Annotated in this window: 18 protein-coding genes, 2 rRNA genes and 1 other annotated feature (1 of these 21 running past the window's edge); all 20 genes read left to right on the forward strand. The window is 43.0% G+C overall.

Annotated elements, in window-relative coordinates:
* Positions 1 to 1,518, forward strand: a 23S ribosomal RNA gene (locus AC3ISB_RS00535) (it extends 1,415 nt beyond the left edge of the window).
* 64 nt (positions 1,519 to 1,582) lie between these two features.
* A 5S ribosomal RNA gene (rrf, locus tag AC3ISB_RS00540) occupies positions 1,583 to 1,698 on the forward strand.
* Between the two features lie 364 nt (positions 1,699 to 2,062).
* On the forward strand, positions 2,063 to 2,524 hold the full coding sequence (locus AC3ISB_RS00545) for a CtsR family transcriptional regulator (RefSeq protein ID WP_098373579.1): 462 nt from the start codon (positions 2,063 to 2,065) through the stop codon (positions 2,522 to 2,524).
* A gap of 21 nt (positions 2,525 to 2,545) precedes the next feature.
* Positions 2,546 to 3,097, forward strand: coding sequence for a protein-arginine kinase activator protein McsA (gene mcsA, locus AC3ISB_RS00550; protein ID WP_098373578.1), 552 nt, complete (start codon positions 2,546 to 2,548; stop codon positions 3,095 to 3,097).
* The gene (mcsB, locus tag AC3ISB_RS00555) at positions 3,094 to 4,170 is read left to right on the forward strand and encodes a protein-arginine kinase McsB (protein WP_141994058.1); all 1,077 of its coding nucleotides are present in this window, start codon (positions 3,094 to 3,096) and stop codon (positions 4,168 to 4,170) included. The genes mcsA and mcsB overlap by 4 nt, the downstream gene beginning before the upstream one ends.
* Before the next feature lie 130 nt (positions 4,171 to 4,300).
* A complete protein-coding gene (gene clpC, locus AC3ISB_RS00560) occupies positions 4,301 to 6,742 on the forward strand; it encodes an ATP-dependent protease ATP-binding subunit ClpC (RefSeq protein WP_098373576.1) in 2,442 nt (813 codons plus the stop codon).
* Between the two features lie 205 nt (positions 6,743 to 6,947).
* Positions 6,948 to 8,336, forward strand: coding sequence for a DNA repair protein RadA (gene radA / locus AC3ISB_RS00565; protein WP_076372905.1), 1,389 nt, complete (start codon positions 6,948 to 6,950; stop codon positions 8,334 to 8,336).
* 2 nt (positions 8,337 to 8,338) lie between these two features.
* Entirely contained in the window at positions 8,339 to 9,412 is a 1,074-nt protein-coding gene (disA, locus tag AC3ISB_RS00570) for a DNA integrity scanning diadenylate cyclase DisA (protein ID WP_076372903.1), read from the forward strand.
* A 225-nt stretch (positions 9,413 to 9,637) separates the two neighbouring features.
* Entirely contained in the window at positions 9,638 to 10,735 is a 1,098-nt protein-coding gene (locus AC3ISB_RS00575) for a PIN/TRAM domain-containing protein (protein WP_076372901.1), read from the forward strand.
* A gap of 21 nt (positions 10,736 to 10,756) precedes the next feature.
* Entirely contained in the window at positions 10,757 to 11,443 is a 687-nt protein-coding gene (gene ispD, locus AC3ISB_RS00580; RefSeq protein WP_141994056.1) for a 2-C-methyl-D-erythritol 4-phosphate cytidylyltransferase, read from the forward strand.
* Positions 11,444 to 11,457: 14 nt separating this feature from the next.
* On the forward strand, positions 11,458 to 11,937 hold the full coding sequence (gene ispF / locus AC3ISB_RS00585) for a 2-C-methyl-D-erythritol 2,4-cyclodiphosphate synthase (RefSeq protein WP_098373573.1): 480 nt from the start codon (positions 11,458 to 11,460) through the stop codon (positions 11,935 to 11,937).
* Positions 11,938 to 12,027: 90 nt separating this feature from the next.
* The gene (gene gltX, locus AC3ISB_RS00590) at positions 12,028 to 13,485 is read left to right on the forward strand and encodes a glutamate--tRNA ligase (RefSeq protein WP_098373572.1); all 1,458 of its coding nucleotides are present in this window, start codon (positions 12,028 to 12,030) and stop codon (positions 13,483 to 13,485) included.
* 42 nt (positions 13,486 to 13,527) lie between these two features.
* Positions 13,528 to 13,776: a binding site (T-box leader), on the forward strand.
* Positions 13,777 to 13,860: 84 nt separating this feature from the next.
* Entirely contained in the window at positions 13,861 to 14,511 is a 651-nt protein-coding gene (gene cysE, locus AC3ISB_RS00595; RefSeq protein WP_141994055.1) for a serine O-acetyltransferase, read from the forward strand.
* A gap of 1 nt (position 14,512) precedes the next feature.
* On the forward strand, positions 14,513 to 15,910 hold the full coding sequence (gene cysS / locus AC3ISB_RS00600; RefSeq protein ID WP_489275285.1) for a cysteine--tRNA ligase: 1,398 nt from the start codon (positions 14,513 to 14,515) through the stop codon (positions 15,908 to 15,910).
* A gap of 3 nt (positions 15,911 to 15,913) precedes the next feature.
* A complete protein-coding gene (locus AC3ISB_RS00605) occupies positions 15,914 to 16,336 on the forward strand; it encodes a Mini-ribonuclease 3 (protein WP_034305071.1) in 423 nt (140 codons plus the stop codon).
* Entirely contained in the window at positions 16,333 to 17,076 is a 744-nt protein-coding gene (gene rlmB, locus AC3ISB_RS00610) for a 23S rRNA (guanosine(2251)-2'-O)-methyltransferase RlmB (protein WP_063235788.1), read from the forward strand. The genes AC3ISB_RS00605 and rlmB overlap by 4 nt, the downstream gene beginning before the upstream one ends.
* Before the next feature lie 4 nt (positions 17,077 to 17,080).
* On the forward strand, positions 17,081 to 17,590 hold the full coding sequence (locus tag AC3ISB_RS00615) for an NYN domain-containing protein (protein WP_098373569.1): 510 nt from the start codon (positions 17,081 to 17,083) through the stop codon (positions 17,588 to 17,590).
* An 85-nt stretch (positions 17,591 to 17,675) separates the two neighbouring features.
* Positions 17,676 to 18,308: an RNA polymerase sporulation sigma factor SigH gene (gene sigH, locus AC3ISB_RS00620; RefSeq protein ID WP_094246690.1), complete on the forward strand. Its 633-nt coding sequence runs from the start codon at positions 17,676 to 17,678 to the stop codon at positions 18,306 to 18,308.
* A 200-nt stretch (positions 18,309 to 18,508) separates the two neighbouring features.
* Entirely contained in the window at positions 18,509 to 18,658 is a 150-nt protein-coding gene (rpmG, locus tag AC3ISB_RS00625) for a 50S ribosomal protein L33 (RefSeq protein WP_081113075.1), read from the forward strand.
* Positions 18,659 to 18,708: 50 nt separating this feature from the next.
* Positions 18,709 to 18,891 carry a preprotein translocase subunit SecE gene (gene secE, locus AC3ISB_RS00630; RefSeq protein WP_076372883.1) on the forward strand — a complete coding sequence of 61 codons (183 nt, stop codon included), beginning with the start codon at positions 18,709 to 18,711 and terminating at the stop codon, positions 18,889 to 18,891.
* The last annotated feature ends 39 nt before the right edge of the window (positions 18,892 to 18,930 follow it).

The raw sequence follows: 18,930 nt of genomic DNA on the forward strand, positions 1-18,930 counted from the left end.
AGGCGATGGACAACAGGTTGATATTCCTGTACCACCTATACATCGTTTGAACGATGGGGGGACGCAGAAGGATAGGGTAAGCGCGCTGTTGGATATGCGCGTCCAAGCAGTTAGGCCGGAAACGAGGCAAATCCCGTTTCCATTAAGGCGGAGCTGTGATGGCGAGGGAAATATAGTACCGAAGTTCCTGATTCCACGCTGCCAAGAAAAGCCTCTAGTGAGATGTAAGGTGCCCGTACCGCAAACCGACACAGGTAGGCGAGGAGAGAATCCTAAGGTGTGCGAGAGAACTCTCGTTAAGGAACTCGGCAAAATGACCCCGTAACTTCGGGAGAAGGGGTGCTTTTTAGGGTGAATAGCCCAGAAAAGCCGCAGTGAATAGGCCCAGGCGACTGTTTAGCAAAAACACAGGTCTCTGCGAAGCCGCAAGGCGAAGTATAGGGGCTGACACCTGCCCGGTGCTGGAAGGTTAAGGGGAGAGGTTAGCGCAAGCGAAGCTTTGAACCGAAGCCCCAGTAAACGGCGGCCGTAACTATAACGGTCCTAAGGTAGCGAAATTCCTTGTCGGGTAAGTTCCGACCCGCACGAAAGGTGTAACGATCTGGGCACTGTCTCAACGAGAGACTCGGTGAAATTATAGTACCTGTGAAGATGCAGGTTACCCGCGACAGGACGGAAAGACCCCGTGGAGCTTTACTGCAGCCTGATATTGAATTTTGGTACAGCTTGTACAGGATAGGTAGGAGCCTGAGAAGCCGGAGCGCTAGCTTCGGTGGAGGCGTTGGTGGGATACTACCCTGGCTGTATTGAAATTCTAACCCGCGCCCCTTATCGGGGTGGGAGACAGTGTCAGGTGGGCAGTTTGACTGGGGCGGTCGCCTCCTAAAGAGTAACGGAGGCGCCCAAAGGTTCCCTCAGAATGGTTGGAAATCATTCGTAGAGTGTAAAGGCACAAGGGAGCTTGACTGCGAGACCTACAAGTCGAGCAGGGACGAAAGTCGGGCTTAGTGATCCGGTGGTTCCGCATGGAAGGGCCATCGCTCAACGGATAAAAGCTACCCCGGGGATAACAGGCTTATCTCCCCCAAGAGTCCACATCGACGGGGAGGTTTGGCACCTCGATGTCGGCTCATCGCATCCTGGGGCTGTAGTCGGTCCCAAGGGTTGGGCTGTTCGCCCATTAAAGCGGTACGCGAGCTGGGTTCAGAACGTCGTGAGACAGTTCGGTCCCTATCCGTCGCGGGCGCAGGAAATTTGAGAGGAGCTGTCCTTAGTACGAGAGGACCGGGATGGACGCACCGCTGGTGTACCAGTTGTCTTGCCAAAGGCATAGCTGGGTAGCTACGTGCGGACGGGATAAGTGCTGAAAGCATCTAAGCATGAAGCCCCCCTCAAGATGAGATTTCCCATGGCGCAAGCTAGTAAGATCCCTGAAAGATGATCAGGTTGATAGGTCAGAGGTGGAAGCGTGGCGACATGTGGAGCTGACTGATACTAATAGATCGAGGACTTAACCAACGCTTTTTAAAAAATGAAATACCTTCTTATTATCTAGTTTTGAAGGAACAACGTTCCTTTTATGTTTGGTGGCGATAGCGAAGAGGTCACACCCGTTCCCATTCCGAACACGGCAGTTAAGCTCTTCAGCGCCGATGGTAGTTGGGGGTTTCCCCCTGTGAGAGTAGGACGCCGCCAAGCCATTTAAAAAGATCAGCCATCCGGCTGGTCTTTTTTGTTGTTCGTAATTAAAAAAAGGTTTTTTATTTTCAGGGACAGCATAGGGCTGGCCTTATTTGAATTGGTTACAATATCATGAGGAGGAATTGGGCCGAATTTAAGTGGTGAAACCTTAAGAGAGAAGAAAAATATCAGGTTTTGCATTTATCTTTTTAGGGTATTTATGTAAGATATTTCAACTTTAATGTTCAATGGGGTATGTAACTACATATAATTTGGGGAAAATGGATAATACAGAAAGAGAAAGTGCGTTTAAGTTGCAAAATGCATTATTCCTTGTATAATAATAGTCAAATATAGTCAAAGTCAGAATGGAGGAGGCTGAGTGAGAAACATATCTGATATTATCGAAACTTATTTAAAGCAAGTACTTGAAATAAGTCAAAAAGATATCTTAGAGATTAAAAGAAGTGAAATAGCAGATAAATTTCAGTGTGTTCCTTCTCAAATCAATTACGTAATCAATACCAGGTTTACCATCGAGCGAGGTTATGTTGTAGAGAGTAAGCGTGGAGGCGGCGGTTACATACGCATCATGAAAGTGGAATCGCAGGATTCCGTGCAACTTATCAACCAATTATTATCGCTTATTGGTTCAAGGGTAACCCAATCGATGGCTGAAGGAGTAATTTCAAGGCTGATGAATGAAGACGTCATTAATGAACGAGAAGCAAAGATTATGATGAGCGTCATAGATAGATCGGTGATTTATATCGACCTACCTGACCGCGATGAGCTTAGGGCAAGAATTTTAACTGCGATGCTTACGACTTTAAAATATAAATGAAACTGGCAGAGGTGATGAGCGTTGATTTGCCAAGAATGTCATCAAAGGCCTGCTACCCTGCACTTCACCAAAATCATCAATGGAAAAAAGACTGAAGTCATGATTTGTGAGAAATGTGCTCAGGAAAAAGGTGAAATGTTCATGGATGCAGGTGGACCTGGTTTTTCAATAAATAATTTATTAGCAGGATTGTTGAATATGGAGTCGAATATTCAACAGACAAAGGCAAATGCATTTCCCAAAACGGAAGAGAGGCGTTGCCCGCATTGTCATCGATCTTATAAAGAATTTGTCCATATTGGTAAGTTTGGCTGTGCCGAATGTTATAAAACGTTCAATGAACAGTTAAATCCCATTTTAAAGAGGGTTCATAGCGGCAATACAGCACATATAGGGAAAATTCCAAAAAGGATTGGTGGCACCATATATCTTCGAAAGCAAATTTTGGATTTAAAAGAAGTTTTAAAGGTCCACATTGATCAAGAGGAGTTTGAGAAAGCGGCAGAGGTAAGAGATAAGGTTCGTTCCCTTGAAAAAAGGTATGAAGCGCAAGAGGGAGGCGAGGAATTATGAGCTTGGAAAAGTTTGTAGAAAACGCCTTGAGTTCCTGGATGAGTGCCGAAGGGCCGGAAATCGATATTGTATTGAGTTCGCGGATTCGGCTGGCCAGGAATTTTAAAGACTTTACCTTCCCAACCTCCTTTTCTAACGAAGAAGCTAAAAAAATCATTGAATTGGTCAAAAAAAGAATCGAAGAAGAAGTAACCCCAGAGATTGGAAAACTGGAACTATTAGAGATTGACCAATTGCAGCCACTGGAAAAGCGTGTTCTCGTTGAAAAACATTTAATCAGTCCCCATTTAGTTGAAGATTCAGCGAAAAGCGCATGTCTCCTTTCGGAAAATGAAGAAATAAGTATCATGATAAACGAAGAGGATCATCTCCGTATTCAATGTTTAATGTCGGGGTTGCAGCTAAAGGAAACCTTAAAGATTGCAAATGTTCTTGACGATTGGATTGAAGAATCCATAGACTATGCATATGATGAGGAAAGAGGATACCTAACTAGTTGTCCGACTAATGTGGGAACAGGATTAAGAGCTTCGGTCATGATTCATCTGCCTGGCCTTGTCCTTACACAGCAGATGAATAATATCATACCGGCTATCAACCAATTGGGGTTGGTGGTTCGAGGGATTTATGGAGAGGGCAGTCAAGCCTTGGGGAATATTTTTCAAATCTCCAATCAAATTACTCTTGGAAAGTCGGAAAGGGATATCGTTGAAGATCTAACAAGTGTAGTGCAACAAATCATAGCCCAGGAACGGTCAGCGAGGGATGCATTAGCGAGGACTTCCCACATACAATTAGAAGATAGAATTTTCCGTTCATATGGGATTTTGTCCAATGCTCGCATCATCGAGACCAAGGAAGCAGCTACCTGTATCTCCGATGTTAGATTAGGGATAGATCTTGGGTATATAAAGAATATTTCTAAAAGCATTCTAAATGAGTTGATGATTTTGACGCAGTCGGGATTTTTACAAAAGTACGCAGGTGGCCCTTTAAGACCCCATGAAAGGGATATCCGTAGAGCGGCACTCATCCGGGAACGCTTGAATTTCACGGAATCTTCCTCCTCATAGAGGTCATTGACCCCTTTAGGGAGTATCAAATTTCATGTAATAGATATAGAGCAAGAAGAAGCTTCTGCCATAACTTAAAGAATTGCCAGCAACTTTATTCAAAACGAAAATTCTTAAGGAGGAATTCCCTATGATGTTTGGTCGTTTTACTGAAAGAGCCCAGAAAGTATTAGCATTAGCCCAAGAAGAGGCAATCCGTTTAGGTCATAATAATATCGGCACGGAACATATTTTACTGGGCCTTGTCCGAGAAGGTGATGGTATTGCAGCCAAAGCGTTATATGCTCTTGGCTTGGGTCCGGATAAGATTCAGAAAGAAGTGGAAAATCTAATTGGCCGAGGACAGGATACGGCTCAAACGATACATTATACCCCAAGAGCCAAGAAAGTCATTGAACTTTCCATGGATGAGGCAAGAAAATTAGGTCACTCATATGTTGGGACAGAGCATGTTCTTCTAGGTCTTATCCGTGAAGGGGAAGGTGTAGCTGCCCGCGTATTGAATAATCTGGGAGTAAGTTTAAATAAAGCTCGACAACAAGTATTACAACTTCTGGGAAGCAATGAATCAGGTGGTCACCAAGGTTCAGCCGCTTCAAATGCAAGCACGCCGACACTGGATGGCCTTGCACGTGATTTAACGGCGATTGCCAGGGAAGGAAGTTTGGATCCCGTTATCGGAAGAAGTAAGGAAATACAGCGTGTCATCGAGGTATTAAGCCGTCGTACAAAAAATAACCCAGTATTAATCGGTGAACCTGGGGTTGGTAAAACAGCCATTGCTGAAGGGCTTGCCCAACAGATCATCAATAATGAGGTACCTGAAATTTTACGTGATAAACGCGTAATGACACTTGATATGGGTACTGTTGTGGCTGGTACTAAATACCGGGGTGAATTTGAGGACCGGTTGAAGAAAGTTATGGATGAAATACGTCAGGCGGGTAATATCATCCTATTCATCGATGAATTGCATACATTGATTGGTGCAGGTGGTGCAGAAGGTGCCATTGATGCCTCCAATATCCTTAAACCATCATTGGCGCGAGGTGAATTACAATGTATCGGTGCCACGACTTTGGATGAGTACCGGAAGTATATTGAAAAGGATGCCGCGCTTGAACGTCGTTTCCAGCCAATCCAAGTCGATGAGCCGACTATTGAGGAATCCATCCAAATTCTCAAGGGGCTGCGTGACCGTTATGAGGCACATCACCGCGTATCGATTACTGACGAAGCGATTGATGCCGCAGTCAAATTATCCGACCGTTATATTTCCGATCGCTTTTTACCGGATAAAGCGATTGACTTGATTGATGAAGCTGGTTCCAAGGTTAGGCTGCGTTCATACACAACGCCACCTAACTTAAAAGAACTTGAAGTGAAGCTGGATGATGTTCGTAAGGAAAAGGATGCTTCCGTTCAGAGTCAGGAATTTGAAAAAGCAGCTTCGCTTCGCGATACAGAACAACGCTTAAGAGAACAATTGGAAGAAACGAAAAAGACTTGGAAAGAAAAACAAGGGCAGGAGAACAGTGAAGTGACTGTGGATGACATTGCACACGTCGTATCCAGTTGGACGGGAGTTCCAGTTACTAAATTGGCACAAACAGAGTCAGACAAACTGCTTAATATGGAGTCAATCCTCCATGATCGTGTAATTGGGCAGGAAGAGGCTGTCATTGCGGTTTCTAAAGCAGTACGACGTGCAAGGGCAGGTTTGAAAGATCCTAAACGTCCAATTGGTTCATTCATCTTCTTAGGACCTACAGGGGTCGGTAAAACCGAGCTAGCCCGTGCTTTAGCTGAATCCATTTTTGGTGATGAAGATGCCATGATCCGCATCGATATGTCCGAATATATGGAGAAACATTCGACTTCACGTCTTGTTGGATCCCCTCCAGGATATGTTGGATACGAAGAAGGCGGTCAGTTAACGGAAAAAGTGCGGAGGAAACCATACTCCGTCGTTCTGCTTGATGAAATAGAAAAGGCGCATCCGGATGTCTTCAATATTCTTCTTCAAGTATTGGAAGACGGAAGACTGACAGATTCCAAGGGGCGTACTGTCGATTTCAGGAATACCATCCTGATTATGACATCGAATGTAGGGGCGTCGGCCTTGAAAATTGATAAGTATGTCGGCTTTAATATCCAGGATACTGGCCAGGACTATAAAAATATGAAAGGGAAAGTGATGGAAGAACTCAAACGTGCATTCCGTCCGGAATTCCTGAATCGTATTGATGAAACTATCGTGTTCCACTCATTAGAGAAGGATCATTTGAAACAAATCGTTACATTAATGTCAAATCAGCTTACTACCCGTTTGAAAGAACAGGAGATATACTTGGAGCTGACAGATGCGGCTAGAGAAAAAATTGCTACGGAAGGTTTTGATCCGGAATATGGGGCACGGCCAATCCGCAGGGCACTTCAGAAGCATGTAGAAGATTATCTATCCGAAGAGTTGCTTAAGGGCAACGTGAAAAAAGGGCAAACGGTCGTAATGGATGTCGTGAATAATGAGTTTGCAATCCGACAAGGCGAGCCTGTTAATGTAAGTGAATAACCAGATCCTAAACTTCGAGGTACACGCAGATTCTTTTGCAGTGTACCTCTGTTTTTTATCTATAGGTAGATTTGAGTATAAATGGGACAAGCAGAGTGCAGAGTGAATATTTTTTTTAAAAAACTTAGCCTTAAGAAGGTTTAAATAAAACCGAGGTATAATATCCTTAATATAGATATTTTTTCCAGAGGAAAAGGAGTAATTTATGGCTGTAAAGAAGAAAACAAAATTTATGTGTCAGTCTTGTGGATATGAGTCACCGAAATGGATGGGGAAATGTCCAGGATGCGGTGAATGGAACAAAATGGTCGAGGAAACCGAAATCGTTAAACCTGCTAGAAAAGGCGCTTTTACCAATTCAGAGGTTAGAGGTTCCGGGGAACGGGAGAAGGCAGCACCCATAACGACTATTCAATCAGAAAAAGAACCCCGGATTAAGACGGATTTAATGGAATTGAATCGTGCTCTTGGGGGCGGGATCGTACAGGGATCACTTGTATTGATCGGAGGGGACCCGGGTATCGGTAAGTCCACCCTGCTTTTACAGGTATCATCCCAATTGGCGCATAAACAGAAAAAAGTGCTTTATATTTCTGGTGAAGAATCAGTCAAGCAGACCAAATTGAGAGCGGATCGGCTTGGGACCATGTCGGAAAATCTATTCGTTTATGCTGAAACCGATATGGATTATATCCAACAGGCAATTACGGATGTAAAACCGGATTTGGTCATTATTGACTCCATTCAAACGGTATACCATTCGGAGGTTACATCTGCCCCAGGAAGCGTTTCACAAGTGAGGGAGTGCACAGCCTCACTCATGCGCATTGCTAAAACGAACGGAATCGCGATTTTTATCGTCGGACACGTTACAAAGGAAGGGGCCATCGCGGGGCCACGGCTGCTTGAGCACATGGTCGATACAGTATTATATTTTGAAGGTGAAAGACACCATACATATCGAATTATACGTGCGGTTAAAAATCGCTTTGGTTCGACGAATGAGATGGGTATTTTTGAAATGAAAGAACATGGATTGGAAGAGGTCGCTAATCCATCGGAAATTTTCCTTGAAGAACGGTCGCAGGGAGCCTCGGGTTCCACAGTCGTCGCATCCATGGAGGGCACAAGGCCGGTGCTAGTCGAAATTCAAGCATTGATTTCACCTACGAGTTTTGGCAATCCGAGGCGAATGGCCACGGGAATCGACCACAATCGAGTTTCGCTTTTAATGGCTGTTCTGGAAAAGAGAGTGGGCTTGCTTCTTCAAAACCAAGATGCGTATTTAAAGGTTGCCGGTGGTGTCAAGCTGGATGAACCTGCAATTGACCTCGCTGTCGCAATAAGCATTGCTTCAAGCTTCCGTGATAAACCAACAAACCCTGCCGATTGCATCATTGGTGAAGTGGGGCTGACTGGTGAGGTAAGAAGGGTGTCAAGAATTGAACAAAGGGTGCAGGAAGCAGCAAAATTAGGGTTTGAGCGGGTTATCATACCGGCTAATAATATAGGGGGATGGACCGCGCCGAAGGGTATTAAGATCGTTGGTGTTTCATCTGTTTCGGAGGCTCTTAAACAATCGTTAGGGGGTTAAGTATGACAGATAAAAAAGGGTATGAGAAAACAAAATTGGAAATTCTGCAAATTGTTGCTCCAGGTACCCCGCTTCGGGAGGGGATTGAAAATGTCCTGAGGGCAAACACAGGTGGTTTGATAGTGGTCGGATATAATGAGAAGGTGCGAGTGATCGTGGATGGCGGCTTCGAAATCAATTGCAGCTGTACCCCCAGCACATTATATGAGTTGGCAAAGATGGACGGGGCCATCATTTTAAATGAAACAGCCGATAAGATCATTTTCGCAAATGCCCAACTAGTGCCGGATAACAGTACACCTTCCACAGAAACGGGAATGCGGCATAGGACAGCGGAACGTGTGGCAAGGGAGACCAAGTCGTTGGTCATCGCAATCTCACAACGTCGGAATGTCATCACTTTATATCAAGGAAATTTCCGATACGCCCTTAAAGATATAGGAGTCATACTTGCCAAGGCTAATTTAGCCATCCAGACCTTGGAAAAATACAAGGTGGTCCTGCAGCAGAGCATATCGGTTTTAGGAGCACTCGAGTTTGAGGAAATCGTGACCTATGCCGACCTTTTGCAGGTATTTCACCGATATGTAATGGTGCTCAGAATCAAGGCGGAGCTATTAACGTACCTTAATGAGCTTGGTACGGAAGGAAGATTGATCCGTTTGCAAATGAATGAAATCCTGGCAGATATTGAAACGGAAGGAAAATGGCTTATCAAGGATTATACCTCCAGTAATGATGAAAATCCCGAGGAAATCATTTTTAGGCTTCAAGAGTTGGCCATGCAGGAAAAACTGGATGAAAGCATTCTTCTAAAGGTGCTGGGCTATCATGGATACATACACCTTGATGAGTCAGTACATCCCCGTGGTTACCGTATTCTTCATAAAATCCCACGCTTGCCGGGTTTGATCATCGAAAATTTAGTGAAACAGTTCGGAAGCTTTAGTGAAGTCAATAAAGCTACGGTTGAAAACCTTGACGATGTGGAGGGCATAGGCGAAGTCCGCGCCAATAAAATCAAAGAAGGACTCCGGATTTTGAAAAATCAGCTTGTCACAAATAGAAGGATGTAGGTGCAGCTGGCCTTTTAAATTCCCCTGAACTAGCTTGAAATTGATTGGTGTTTATTTTTGACACTCAAAACTCAGGGTGCTAGGCTAATATTACGAAAAAGAGAAAAAATCATATTTGTAAATCCACTAATTCCTTAAGTGAATTTAACGTATATAATGAAAACGAATTTTCGAAGGTTTCATTTTATTTTATTGGTCAATAATGAATAGAAGGAGGTGAAAGGGATGTTAAAACGCATTATACAAGCATGCTTCTTAATAGTCGGCGGAACACTTGGTATGTTACTTATTCCAGAATTATTAATTGTTTTACATGCAGATGATATTGCTTTAATAAACAATCCTTATGTAAGTGTACTGTTGGGTGCCATTATCTTTTATCTTATAACTTTTTGGGCAGTAGATCATGTGATCTATTTTATGAAGTGGCTGGAGGAACAGCTTGTAAAGATACCAATTACGGATATAATCTTTGGCAGCGTCGGTCTTTTAGTGGGACTGCTTGCGGCGTTCTTGGTTGGCTCCGCCTTCAGTGCCATCAAGGTTCCTATTTTAAATACAGTGGTTCCCATCATCCTTACGCTTTTATTTGGTTATCTTGGTTTTCAGGTGGGCTTTAAAAAGCGTGATGAGCTATTGAGTTTATTCACGAAAAGCAATAAGAAAAAGAACACTGATGGTGAAGCGAGCGAAGAGGATGAAGAGGGGTATAGCAAGCGGCTGAAGATTCTCGATACAAGCGTCATCATTGATGGTAGAATTGCGGATATTTGTCAGACAGGCTTTCTGGAGGGTACCATAGTCATTCCTCAATTCGTATTAAACGAACTGCAGCACATTGCCGATTCATCTGATGCATTGAAAAGGAATCGTGGAAGACGTGGTTTGGATATCTTGAATCGGATTCAAAAAGATCTTCCGATTAAAGTGGAGATGTACGAGGGGGATTTTGAAGACATTCAGGAAGTGGACAGTAAACTAGTGAAACTTGCCAAAATATCGGGCGGAATGGTCGTTACCAATGATTTCAATTTAAACAAAGTATGCGAGTTTCAAAATGTGGCGGTCCTTAATATCAATGACCTTGCCAATGCCGTAAAACCTGTTGTGCTTCCTGGGGAAGAGATGAATGTTCAGGTCATCAAGGACGGGAAAGAGCAGAACCAGGGCATCGCTTATTTAGACGATGGCACCATGATCGTTGTCGAGGGTGGCCGTGACCATATCGGGAAACGCATCGATGTACTTGTCACAAGTGTATTGCAAACCTCTGCAGGCCGTATGATATTCGCTAAACCGAAACTATTAGAAAAAGCATTATAAAGAAGAGTAGGAGAAACCGTTATGTTTTATGAAGTAGTGATACCTGCAGCTGGACAAGGCAAAAGAATGAAGGCGGGCAAGAATAAACTTTTTATTGAACTATCGGGTATCCCGATCATTGTTTATACACTGCGTGTCTTCGAAGAAGATCCTGACTGTCGGGGGATTATCCTTTCGATAAACCCGGCAGAAAAGGATTATTTCAGTCAATTGATTGCAGCATATGGGCTTAAAAAGGTCAAGAAACTGGTCATGGGTGGCAAGGAGCGCCAACAAAGCGTTTATAATGGACTGCAACATGCAGGAGAAGAAATCGTCCTGGTCCACGACGGTGCCCGCCCTTTTATCAATGTTGGGCAAATCAGTGAATTGACTACTGCCGCCTCCCTTCATGGAGGTGCCGTAATTGCAGTGCCCGTTAAGGATACGATTAAAAAAGCGTCAAACAATAAGGTAGTGGAAACAGTGGAACGATCTAGCTTGTGGGCGGTACAAACTCCACAAGCTTTTCGTGTATCCATATTAAAAAGCGCGTATGAACAGGCAGAAGCTGAAGCATTTTTAGGGACGGATGATGCAAGTTTGCTAGAGCGGATCAATGAACAGGTAGTTATTATTGAGGGCAATTATGATAATATTAAAATTACGACTCAGGAAGACCTTTATTTTGCAGAAGCGATTTTACATAAACAACATGGAAAAAGATGATTGGGGAGAATGATATGTTTAGAATAGGACAAGGATATGACGTTCATCAGCTTGTGGAGGGGAGACCTTTGATTATTGGCGGGATTACGATTCCGTATGAGAAAGGTTTGCTAGGTCATTCGGATGCGGATGTCCTTCTGCATACTGTTGCTGATGCCTGCTTGGGGGCAATTGGTGCAGGGGATATCGGTAAGCATTTTCCGGATACCGATCCTGAATTTAAAGATGCCGATTCGGCAAAACTGCTGCAGTATATTTGGGCGATCGTAAAAAAAGAAGGATATTCCCTAGGCAATGCGGACTGTACAATCATTGCACAAAGCCCGAAAATGGCACCGTATATTGAGGAAATGCGCGGCAGGATTGCTGAACTTTTAGATGCGCCGATAGACAGAATCAATGTAAAGGCGACCACTACCGAGAAACTTGGATTTACAGGCAGGAGCGAAGGAATCGCGGCACAGGCTGTGGTTTTATTGGTTAAATCAAACTAATTTCGTTTTTAGAGTGGATGCCTTTATCCCAATGTATTTAAATGATAATATATACAATAGAATAGAACGACTGGGAGGTCTATATATATCATGAGCAGCGATATTCGAGTTCGCTATGCACCGAGTCCGACTGGACATTTACATATTGGTAATGCACGGACTGCTTTATTTAACTATTTATACGCACGAAATAAAGGCGGGAAATTCATCATCCGTATTGAAGATACCGACCAAAAGAGAAATATTGAAGGCGGAGAGGAAAGTCAGCTTAAATATTTGAAATGGCTTGGTATGGATTGGGATGAAGGTGTTGATGTTGGCGGTGAATTCGGGCCATATCGTCAATCCGAAAGGAACGACCTTTATCAGGAATTGTATCAAGAGCTTTTAGATAAGGGTTTGGCATATAAATGCTATTGTACGGAAGAAGAGCTTGAAGCAGAGCGTGAAGGACAGGTCGAACGGAATGAAACGCCAAAATATTCAGGGAAGTGCAAGCATTTAACTGAAGAAGAGCAAGCGGAACTAGTGGCTCAAGGAAGAAAACCGAGCATTCGCTTTGCCGTTCCAGCTGGGAAGGTCCTTACTTTCAAAGATATGGTTAAGGATGAGGTTTCGTTTGAAGCGGATGGCTTTGGTGATTTTGTCATTGTTAAAAAAGATGGCATTCCAACCTATAACTTTGCAGTGGCCGTCGATGATCACTTGATGAAGATTTCCCATGTCCTTCGCGGTGATGATCATATCTCCAATACTCCCAAACAACTGATGATTTACGAAGCTTTCGGCTGGGAACCGCCGGTATTCGGACATATGACGCTGATTGTAAACGAAAGCAGGAAGAAACTGAGTAAACGTGATGAGTCCATCATTCAATTCATTGAGCAATATGAAGAGCTTGGTTATGTACCTGAAGCTTTATTCAATTTCATTACATTATTAGGATGGTCTCCGGTCGGGGAAGAAGAGATTTTCACGAAGGAAGAATTCATTAATCTTTTCGATGCTGATCGGCTGTCTAAATCACCTGCACTTTTCGATAAACAAAAGCTTACATGGATGAATAACCAATATGTGAAGCAATTGGACGGAAATCGTGCAGTGGAATTGTCAATGCCTCACTTAATTAAAGCCGGGAAGGTTTCAGAGACACTGACCGCCGAAGAAGAAGAGTGGGTACATGGGCTAGTTTCCCTTTTTCAAGAGCAGATGAGCTATGGAGCGGAAATAGTCGAGCTATCTGAACTGTTTTTCATGGATGAGGTCGTGTTCGAAGAAGAAGCCAAGGAAGTACTGGCTGAAGAACAGGTACCGGAAGTCATGAAAGCTTTCCTTCAGGAGATCGATGGCCTTGAAGAATTTAACGCGGATGAAATCAAGAAGTCGATTAAAGCCGTACAAAAAAGCACAGGCCATAAAGGGAAAAAATTATTCATGCCGATAAGGGCGGCCGTCACGGGTCAAACACATGGTCCTGACTTGCCTAAGGCGATTTCATTACTGGGCAAAGAAAAAATTAAACAGCGTATTCAGAGTATTTTATATTAACAATTTGTCAAAAATGTAATATAGTATTTAATAATCTTACAAAAGAACGCGTAGATGGGGAGAAGTAAGTAAACGAAGCTTTTTAGAGAGAACCATAACCTGCTGAAAGTGGTTCAAGCCTCTCGTTTTCTGAAATGCACCCTTGAGTCCTTTGCTGAACTAACCTATAGTAGGCACAGGCGGAATGTCCTCCGTTACAGGGATTAAAGTTGGGGATGAAAAAACAGGAAAAAGCTTTACCTGCTTCGTACATTCCAAACAGAGTGGAACCGCGCTTAAAGCGTCTCTGTCTATTTGGACAGAGACGCTTTTTTATATGCTTTAAAAGCTTCAAAGGGGATGTTGGAAAAGAACGCAACATAGGGGGGAATCATTTTGTTAAAGATGTTTAAAGAGGATATCGAAGTGGTTTTTGATCAAGATCCTGCTGCGCGCAGCTATTTGGAAGTCATATTGACGTACGCGGGTTTACATGCGATTTGGAGTCATAGGATGGCTCATGCACTATTTAAGAAGAAGTTCTTTTTCCTGGCAAGAAGTATATCTCAGATCAGTAGGTTTTTTACCGGAATTGAAATTCATCCAGGGGCTACGATTGGCCGTCGTTTCTTCATTGACCATGGAATGGGGATCGTCATTGGCGAAACTTGTGAAATAGGCGACAATGTATCTGTCTTTCAAGGTGTAACCCTTGGGGGGACAGGAAAGGAAAAGGGAAAACGTCATCCTACGATAAAGGATAACGTTTTGATTGCTACAGGAGCAAAAGTGCTGGGTTCCATCACTGTTGGGGAAAACTCAAAAATCGGTGCAGGATCGGTCGTTTTAAAGGAAGTGCCACCTAATTCCACAGTGGTGGGTATTCCAGGTAAAGTGGTCATTCAAGATGGTATCAAAATCAACAAAGATCTAAATCATTGTGATCTTCCTGATCCAATCGCTGATCGCTTTAAGGAATTGGATAGTGAAATCAGGGCTTTAAGAGCGAAGATGGCTGAACAGAAGCAGAAGGAAAGGAGTCTATAATATGGCGATTAAAATATATAACACAGCTACAAGAAAAAAGGAAACCTTCGTCCCGATGGAAGAGGGAAAGGTGAAGATGTACGTATGCGGACCCACTGTCTATAATTACATTCATATTGGTAATGCAAGACCGGCAATCGTATTCGATACCGTTCGTAGGTATTTGGATTACCGTGGATATGATGTGCAATTCGTTTCGAACTTTACGGATGTGGATGATAAGCTGATTCGTGCGGCAAAAGAATTGGGGGAAGATGTCCCAACCATATCAGAGCGTTTCATCAAGGCTTATTTTGAAGACGTGTCGGCATTGGGCTGCAAAAAAGCCGATGCTCACCCAACCGTAATGGAGAACATGGATGCAATCATTGAATTCATCTCGGCATTAATTGAGAAAGGATTCGCTTATGAATCCGAAGGGGATGTGTATTACCGAACTCGTAAGTTTGAGGGGTATGGAAAACTTTCACATCAGTCCATCGATGAGCTGCGAGTGGGGGCACGTATTGAAATAGGGGAGAAAAAACAAGATGCCCTTGATTTTGCCCTTTGGAAAACGGCAAAGGATGATGAAATATCTTGGGAGAGCCCATGGGGTAAAGGGCGTCCTGGCTGGCATATCGAATGCTCTGCAATGGTCAAAAAGTATTTGGGTGATACAATCGATATTCATGCCGGAGGTCAAGATCTGGCTTTCCCGCATCATGAAAATGAAATTGCACAATCCGAAGCATTGACGGGTAAGACTTTTGCGAATTATTGGATGCATAACGGGTATATAAATATTGAGAATGAAAAAATGTCTAAGTCCTTAGGCAATTTCGTCCTTGTGCATGACATCATTAAGAAGCATGATCCACAAGTGTTACGCTTCTTTATGTTATCTGTACATTACCGTCATCCCATCAATTATAGTGAAGAAGTGCTTGAAAATGTAAAAGCGTCCCTCGATCGCTTAAGGACATCTTATCAAAACTTAAAGCATCGCCTTCAAGTTAGTGACGGATTGACTGAGAATAATGATGTTTGGTTGGGGAAGCTGAATAAATTACATGAACAATTCATTAAAGAAATGGACGATGATTTCAACACAGCTAATGCAATATCCATGCTCTTTGAACTTTCCAAACAGGCAAATTATTACTTGATGGAGAAAAACACAGACAGGGAAGTGATTGATGCTTTCCTTGATAAATTCAACATCTTATTTTCTGTCCTAGGGTTGTCCCTTGAAGAAGAGGGGCTTTTGGATGAAGAAATTGAAGGCTTGATACAGCAGAGAATTCAAGCGCGGAAAGACCGCAATTTTGGGTTGTCCGATGAAATTCGTGATCGCTTGAAAAACATGAATATCATATTAGAGGATACCCCTCAAGGTACAAGATGGAAAAGAGGGTAATTAATGCTTCATTACGATAGTAAGGTAGATGCAAAAATGCTGAACAGTCTTGCTTTGGCATATATAGGTGATGCTGTATACGAAACGTATATACGGCATCACCTCATTCAAAAAGGAGCGGTCAAGCCCAATCTACTACACAAAAAAGCTACATCTTTTGTAGCTGCTAAAGCGCAAAATAAAATCATCCACTTTTTCCTGGAGTCAGATTGGTTATCGGAAGAGGAATCCGCTGTCGTTCGGCGCGGCCGAAATGCAAAATCCGGTACGGTACCGAAGAATACAGATGTGCAAACGTATCGCTACAGTACAGCCTTCGAGGCACTTATGGGATTTTTGTATTTATCCGGTCGAATAGAAAGAATGGAAGAACTCATCAAAAAATCCATTGAATACATTGAAGAAGAAAAGGGGAGTAACCCATGAGCGAAGAATATATCATTGGCAGAAACCCCGTATTGGAAGCACTTCGCTCCGAACGGGATATTAATAAAATTTGGATAGCCGAGGGCTCGCAAAAAGGCTCGATGCAACCACTAATCGGTCTGGCGAAGGAAAAGAAGGTATTCGTGCAAATCGTACCGAAGAAAAAAATTGACCAAATGGCAGAAGGCATCCATCAAGGCGTTATCGCACAAGTGGCTGCATATGAATATGTGGAGCTGGATGACTTATTCGCAAAAGCGGCTGAACGGGACGAAGCACCTTTTTTCATGATCCTTGATGAAGTTGAAGATCCGCATAATTTAGGTTCGATCATGAGGACGGCTGATGCAGTTGGGGCCCATGGAATCATCATCCCAAAAAGAAGAGCGGTGGGCTTGACGGCAACAGTGGCAAAAGCTTCGACGGGTGCAATCGAATATATTCCGGTAGCTCGCGTTACAAATTTGGCACGAGCGGTTGAAGAGTTGAAAGAGCGAGGGGTATGGATAGTCGGTACCGATGCGAAAGGCAGCGATGATTACCGTAACATGGACGGAAAAATGCCTATCGGACTTGTTATCGGCAGCGAAGGAAAAGGCATGGCACGGCTAATGAAGGATAAATGTGATTTTCTCATCCGTCTCCCTATGGCAGGACAAGTAACTTCGTTAAATGCATCGGTAGCGGCCGGTTTATTGATGTATGAGGTTTATAGAAAAAGAAATCCTCTAGGGCAATGATGGAATGAATATTCTGTTGGTGGACGGTTATAACATTATTGGAGCTTGGCCGGAACTGAGAGAATTAAAAGAACGGGATCTTGCTGCTGCAAGAGACCGGTTGATAGAAATGATGGCGGAATATCAAGCATTTACCGGATACCGTGTAATTATCGTATTTGACGCTCAATATGTTCAGGGAATTGCCCGCATATTCAAAAATCACAAGGTTGACGTAATTTTTACAAAAGAAAATGAAACTGCGGATGAAAGAATAGAAAAGATGGCCATTGAACTGAATAATGTCAAAACGCAAATTCAAGTGGCAACCTCTGACTTCACGGAACAGTGGGTGATCTTTGGCCAAGGGGCCCTAAGGAAATCCGCTCGTGAACTGCTTATTGAAATGGAAGAAATTCAAGGCGAAATCAAGAAAGATGTACGAAAAACAACGACGATAAGACCCGTGGCCAAAATTCCTTTAAGTGAAGAAGTGGCAGAAATTTTTGAAAAATGGCGCCGAGGTAAAATTTGAACCATTGACGGGTAAAATTTACCTGCTGTATAATATTTCTATCTGAGTCAGGTCAGGGGGATATAATGTGGGTCTCAAATTCGGAATGAAGCTGAACGAAAAGTATCTGCAGTTTGAGGATGATGAATTGATAGGGTTGGTGCACACTGGAGACAGTGAGGCGCTGGATTATTTGATCCAAAAGTATCGTAATTTTGTAAGAGCGAAAGCAAGGACTTATTTCTTGATTGGTGCCGATAAGGAAGACATCGTGCAAGAAGGTATGATTGGTTTATATAAAGCCGTCCGTGATTTTAAAGGGGATAAATTATCTTCCTTTAAAGCATTTGCAGAACTATGCATTACGAGGCAGATCATTACAGCTATCAAAACAGCAACACGTCAAAAACATATTCCGCTCAATTCCTATGTTTCCCTGGACAAGCCCATTTATGATGAGGAATCGGACCGAACTCTAATGGATATTATATCGGGTACGAAAGTTTTGGACCCGGAAGAACTGATCATCAACCAAGAAGAGTTTGACGATATCGAATTAAAGATGGCCGAGCTCCTGAGTGATCTTGAGAGAAAAGTGTTAGCTCTTTACCTGGATGGACAAACCTACCAAGAAATTTCGGAAGAGTTGAACCGGCATGTTAAGTCAATCGACAACGCCCTTCAGCGGGTGAAAAGAAAGCTCGAGCGCTATCTGGAAGTAAGGGAAATCAGTTTATAATCCCTCCGCTTTTTCCGCTTAATTTCATCTGTCCCTTCTCCACAAGGATGTTTATTATTCACTAAAATTTTTAATGGATGTTAAGTAACCGATGTTTTGATTTCCGGTGTCCGTAATAGGTGAAACCCGCTTTGATATTGACAATAAAAAACAGCCGTGATAAGGTTTTATGGATATAGTAGATAGGATAGGTGTATCTAATGCGAAAAAAAATAGTTCTTGCATGCACTGATTGCGGTTCAAGAAATTATAGTTATGAGAGCAAACAATCGACAAGCGGCGAACGACTGGAAATCAAGAAATTTTGCAGTACATGCAACTCACACTCGATTCATAAAGAAACGAAATAACCGTTTTATAAATAGATTGACAGAAGCTTCTAATGCTTGGAGGTACATTCATGAAACGTTTTACCGAATTTTTCAGCGGAGTCGCTCGCGAAATGCGAAAAGTAAGCTGGCCGAAACGCAAGGAGCTTACCAAATATACAATCGTGGTAGTAACGACTGTATTGTTTATGGCTTTATTCTTTACAGTGGTCGATTTGGGCATTTCCGAATTAATTCGCTTAGTTATTGAATAAGAGATTCGAAAATAAGGTATAATAGTGATAGAATAATAT

The sequence above is a fragment of the Peribacillus sp. GL_122 genome (assembly GCF_057835005.1).

What these genes read in the sequence shown, in the direction of transcription:
- AC3ISB_RS00605 (WP_034305071.1), top strand. Translation starts at nt 15,914, where the DNA reads ATGCTTCATTACGATAGTAAGGTAGATGCAAAAATGCTGAACAGTCTT.
- rpmG (WP_081113075.1), top strand. Translation starts at nt 18,509, where the DNA reads ATGCGAAAAAAAATAGTTCTTGCATGCACTGATTGCGGTTCAAGAAAT.
- ispD (WP_141994056.1), top strand. Translation starts at nt 10,757, where the DNA reads ATGTTTTATGAAGTAGTGATACCTGCAGCTGGACAAGGCAAAAGAATG.
- radA (WP_076372905.1), top strand. Translation starts at nt 6,948, where the DNA reads ATGGCTGTAAAGAAGAAAACAAAATTTATGTGTCAGTCTTGTGGATAT.
- secE (WP_076372883.1), top strand. Translation starts at nt 18,709, where the DNA reads ATGAAACGTTTTACCGAATTTTTCAGCGGAGTCGCTCGCGAAATGCGA.
- cysS (WP_489275285.1), top strand. Translation starts at nt 14,513, where the DNA reads ATGGCGATTAAAATATATAACACAGCTACAAGAAAAAAGGAAACCTTC.
- rlmB (WP_063235788.1), top strand. Translation starts at nt 16,333, where the DNA reads ATGAGCGAAGAATATATCATTGGCAGAAACCCCGTATTGGAAGCACTT.
- disA (WP_076372903.1), top strand. Translation starts at nt 8,339, where the DNA reads ATGACAGATAAAAAAGGGTATGAGAAAACAAAATTGGAAATTCTGCAA.
- AC3ISB_RS00575 (WP_076372901.1), top strand. Translation starts at nt 9,638, where the DNA reads ATGTTAAAACGCATTATACAAGCATGCTTCTTAATAGTCGGCGGAACA.
- gltX (WP_098373572.1), top strand. Translation starts at nt 12,028, where the DNA reads ATGAGCAGCGATATTCGAGTTCGCTATGCACCGAGTCCGACTGGACAT.
- AC3ISB_RS00615 (WP_098373569.1), top strand. Translation starts at nt 17,081, where the DNA reads ATGAATATTCTGTTGGTGGACGGTTATAACATTATTGGAGCTTGGCCG.
- mcsB (WP_141994058.1), top strand. Translation starts at nt 3,094, where the DNA reads ATGAGCTTGGAAAAGTTTGTAGAAAACGCCTTGAGTTCCTGGATGAGT.
- sigH (WP_094246690.1), top strand. Translation starts at nt 17,676, where the DNA reads ATGAAGCTGAACGAAAAGTATCTGCAGTTTGAGGATGATGAATTGATA.
- ispF (WP_098373573.1), top strand. Translation starts at nt 11,458, where the DNA reads ATGTTTAGAATAGGACAAGGATATGACGTTCATCAGCTTGTGGAGGGG.
- clpC (WP_098373576.1), top strand. Translation starts at nt 4,301, where the DNA reads ATGATGTTTGGTCGTTTTACTGAAAGAGCCCAGAAAGTATTAGCATTA.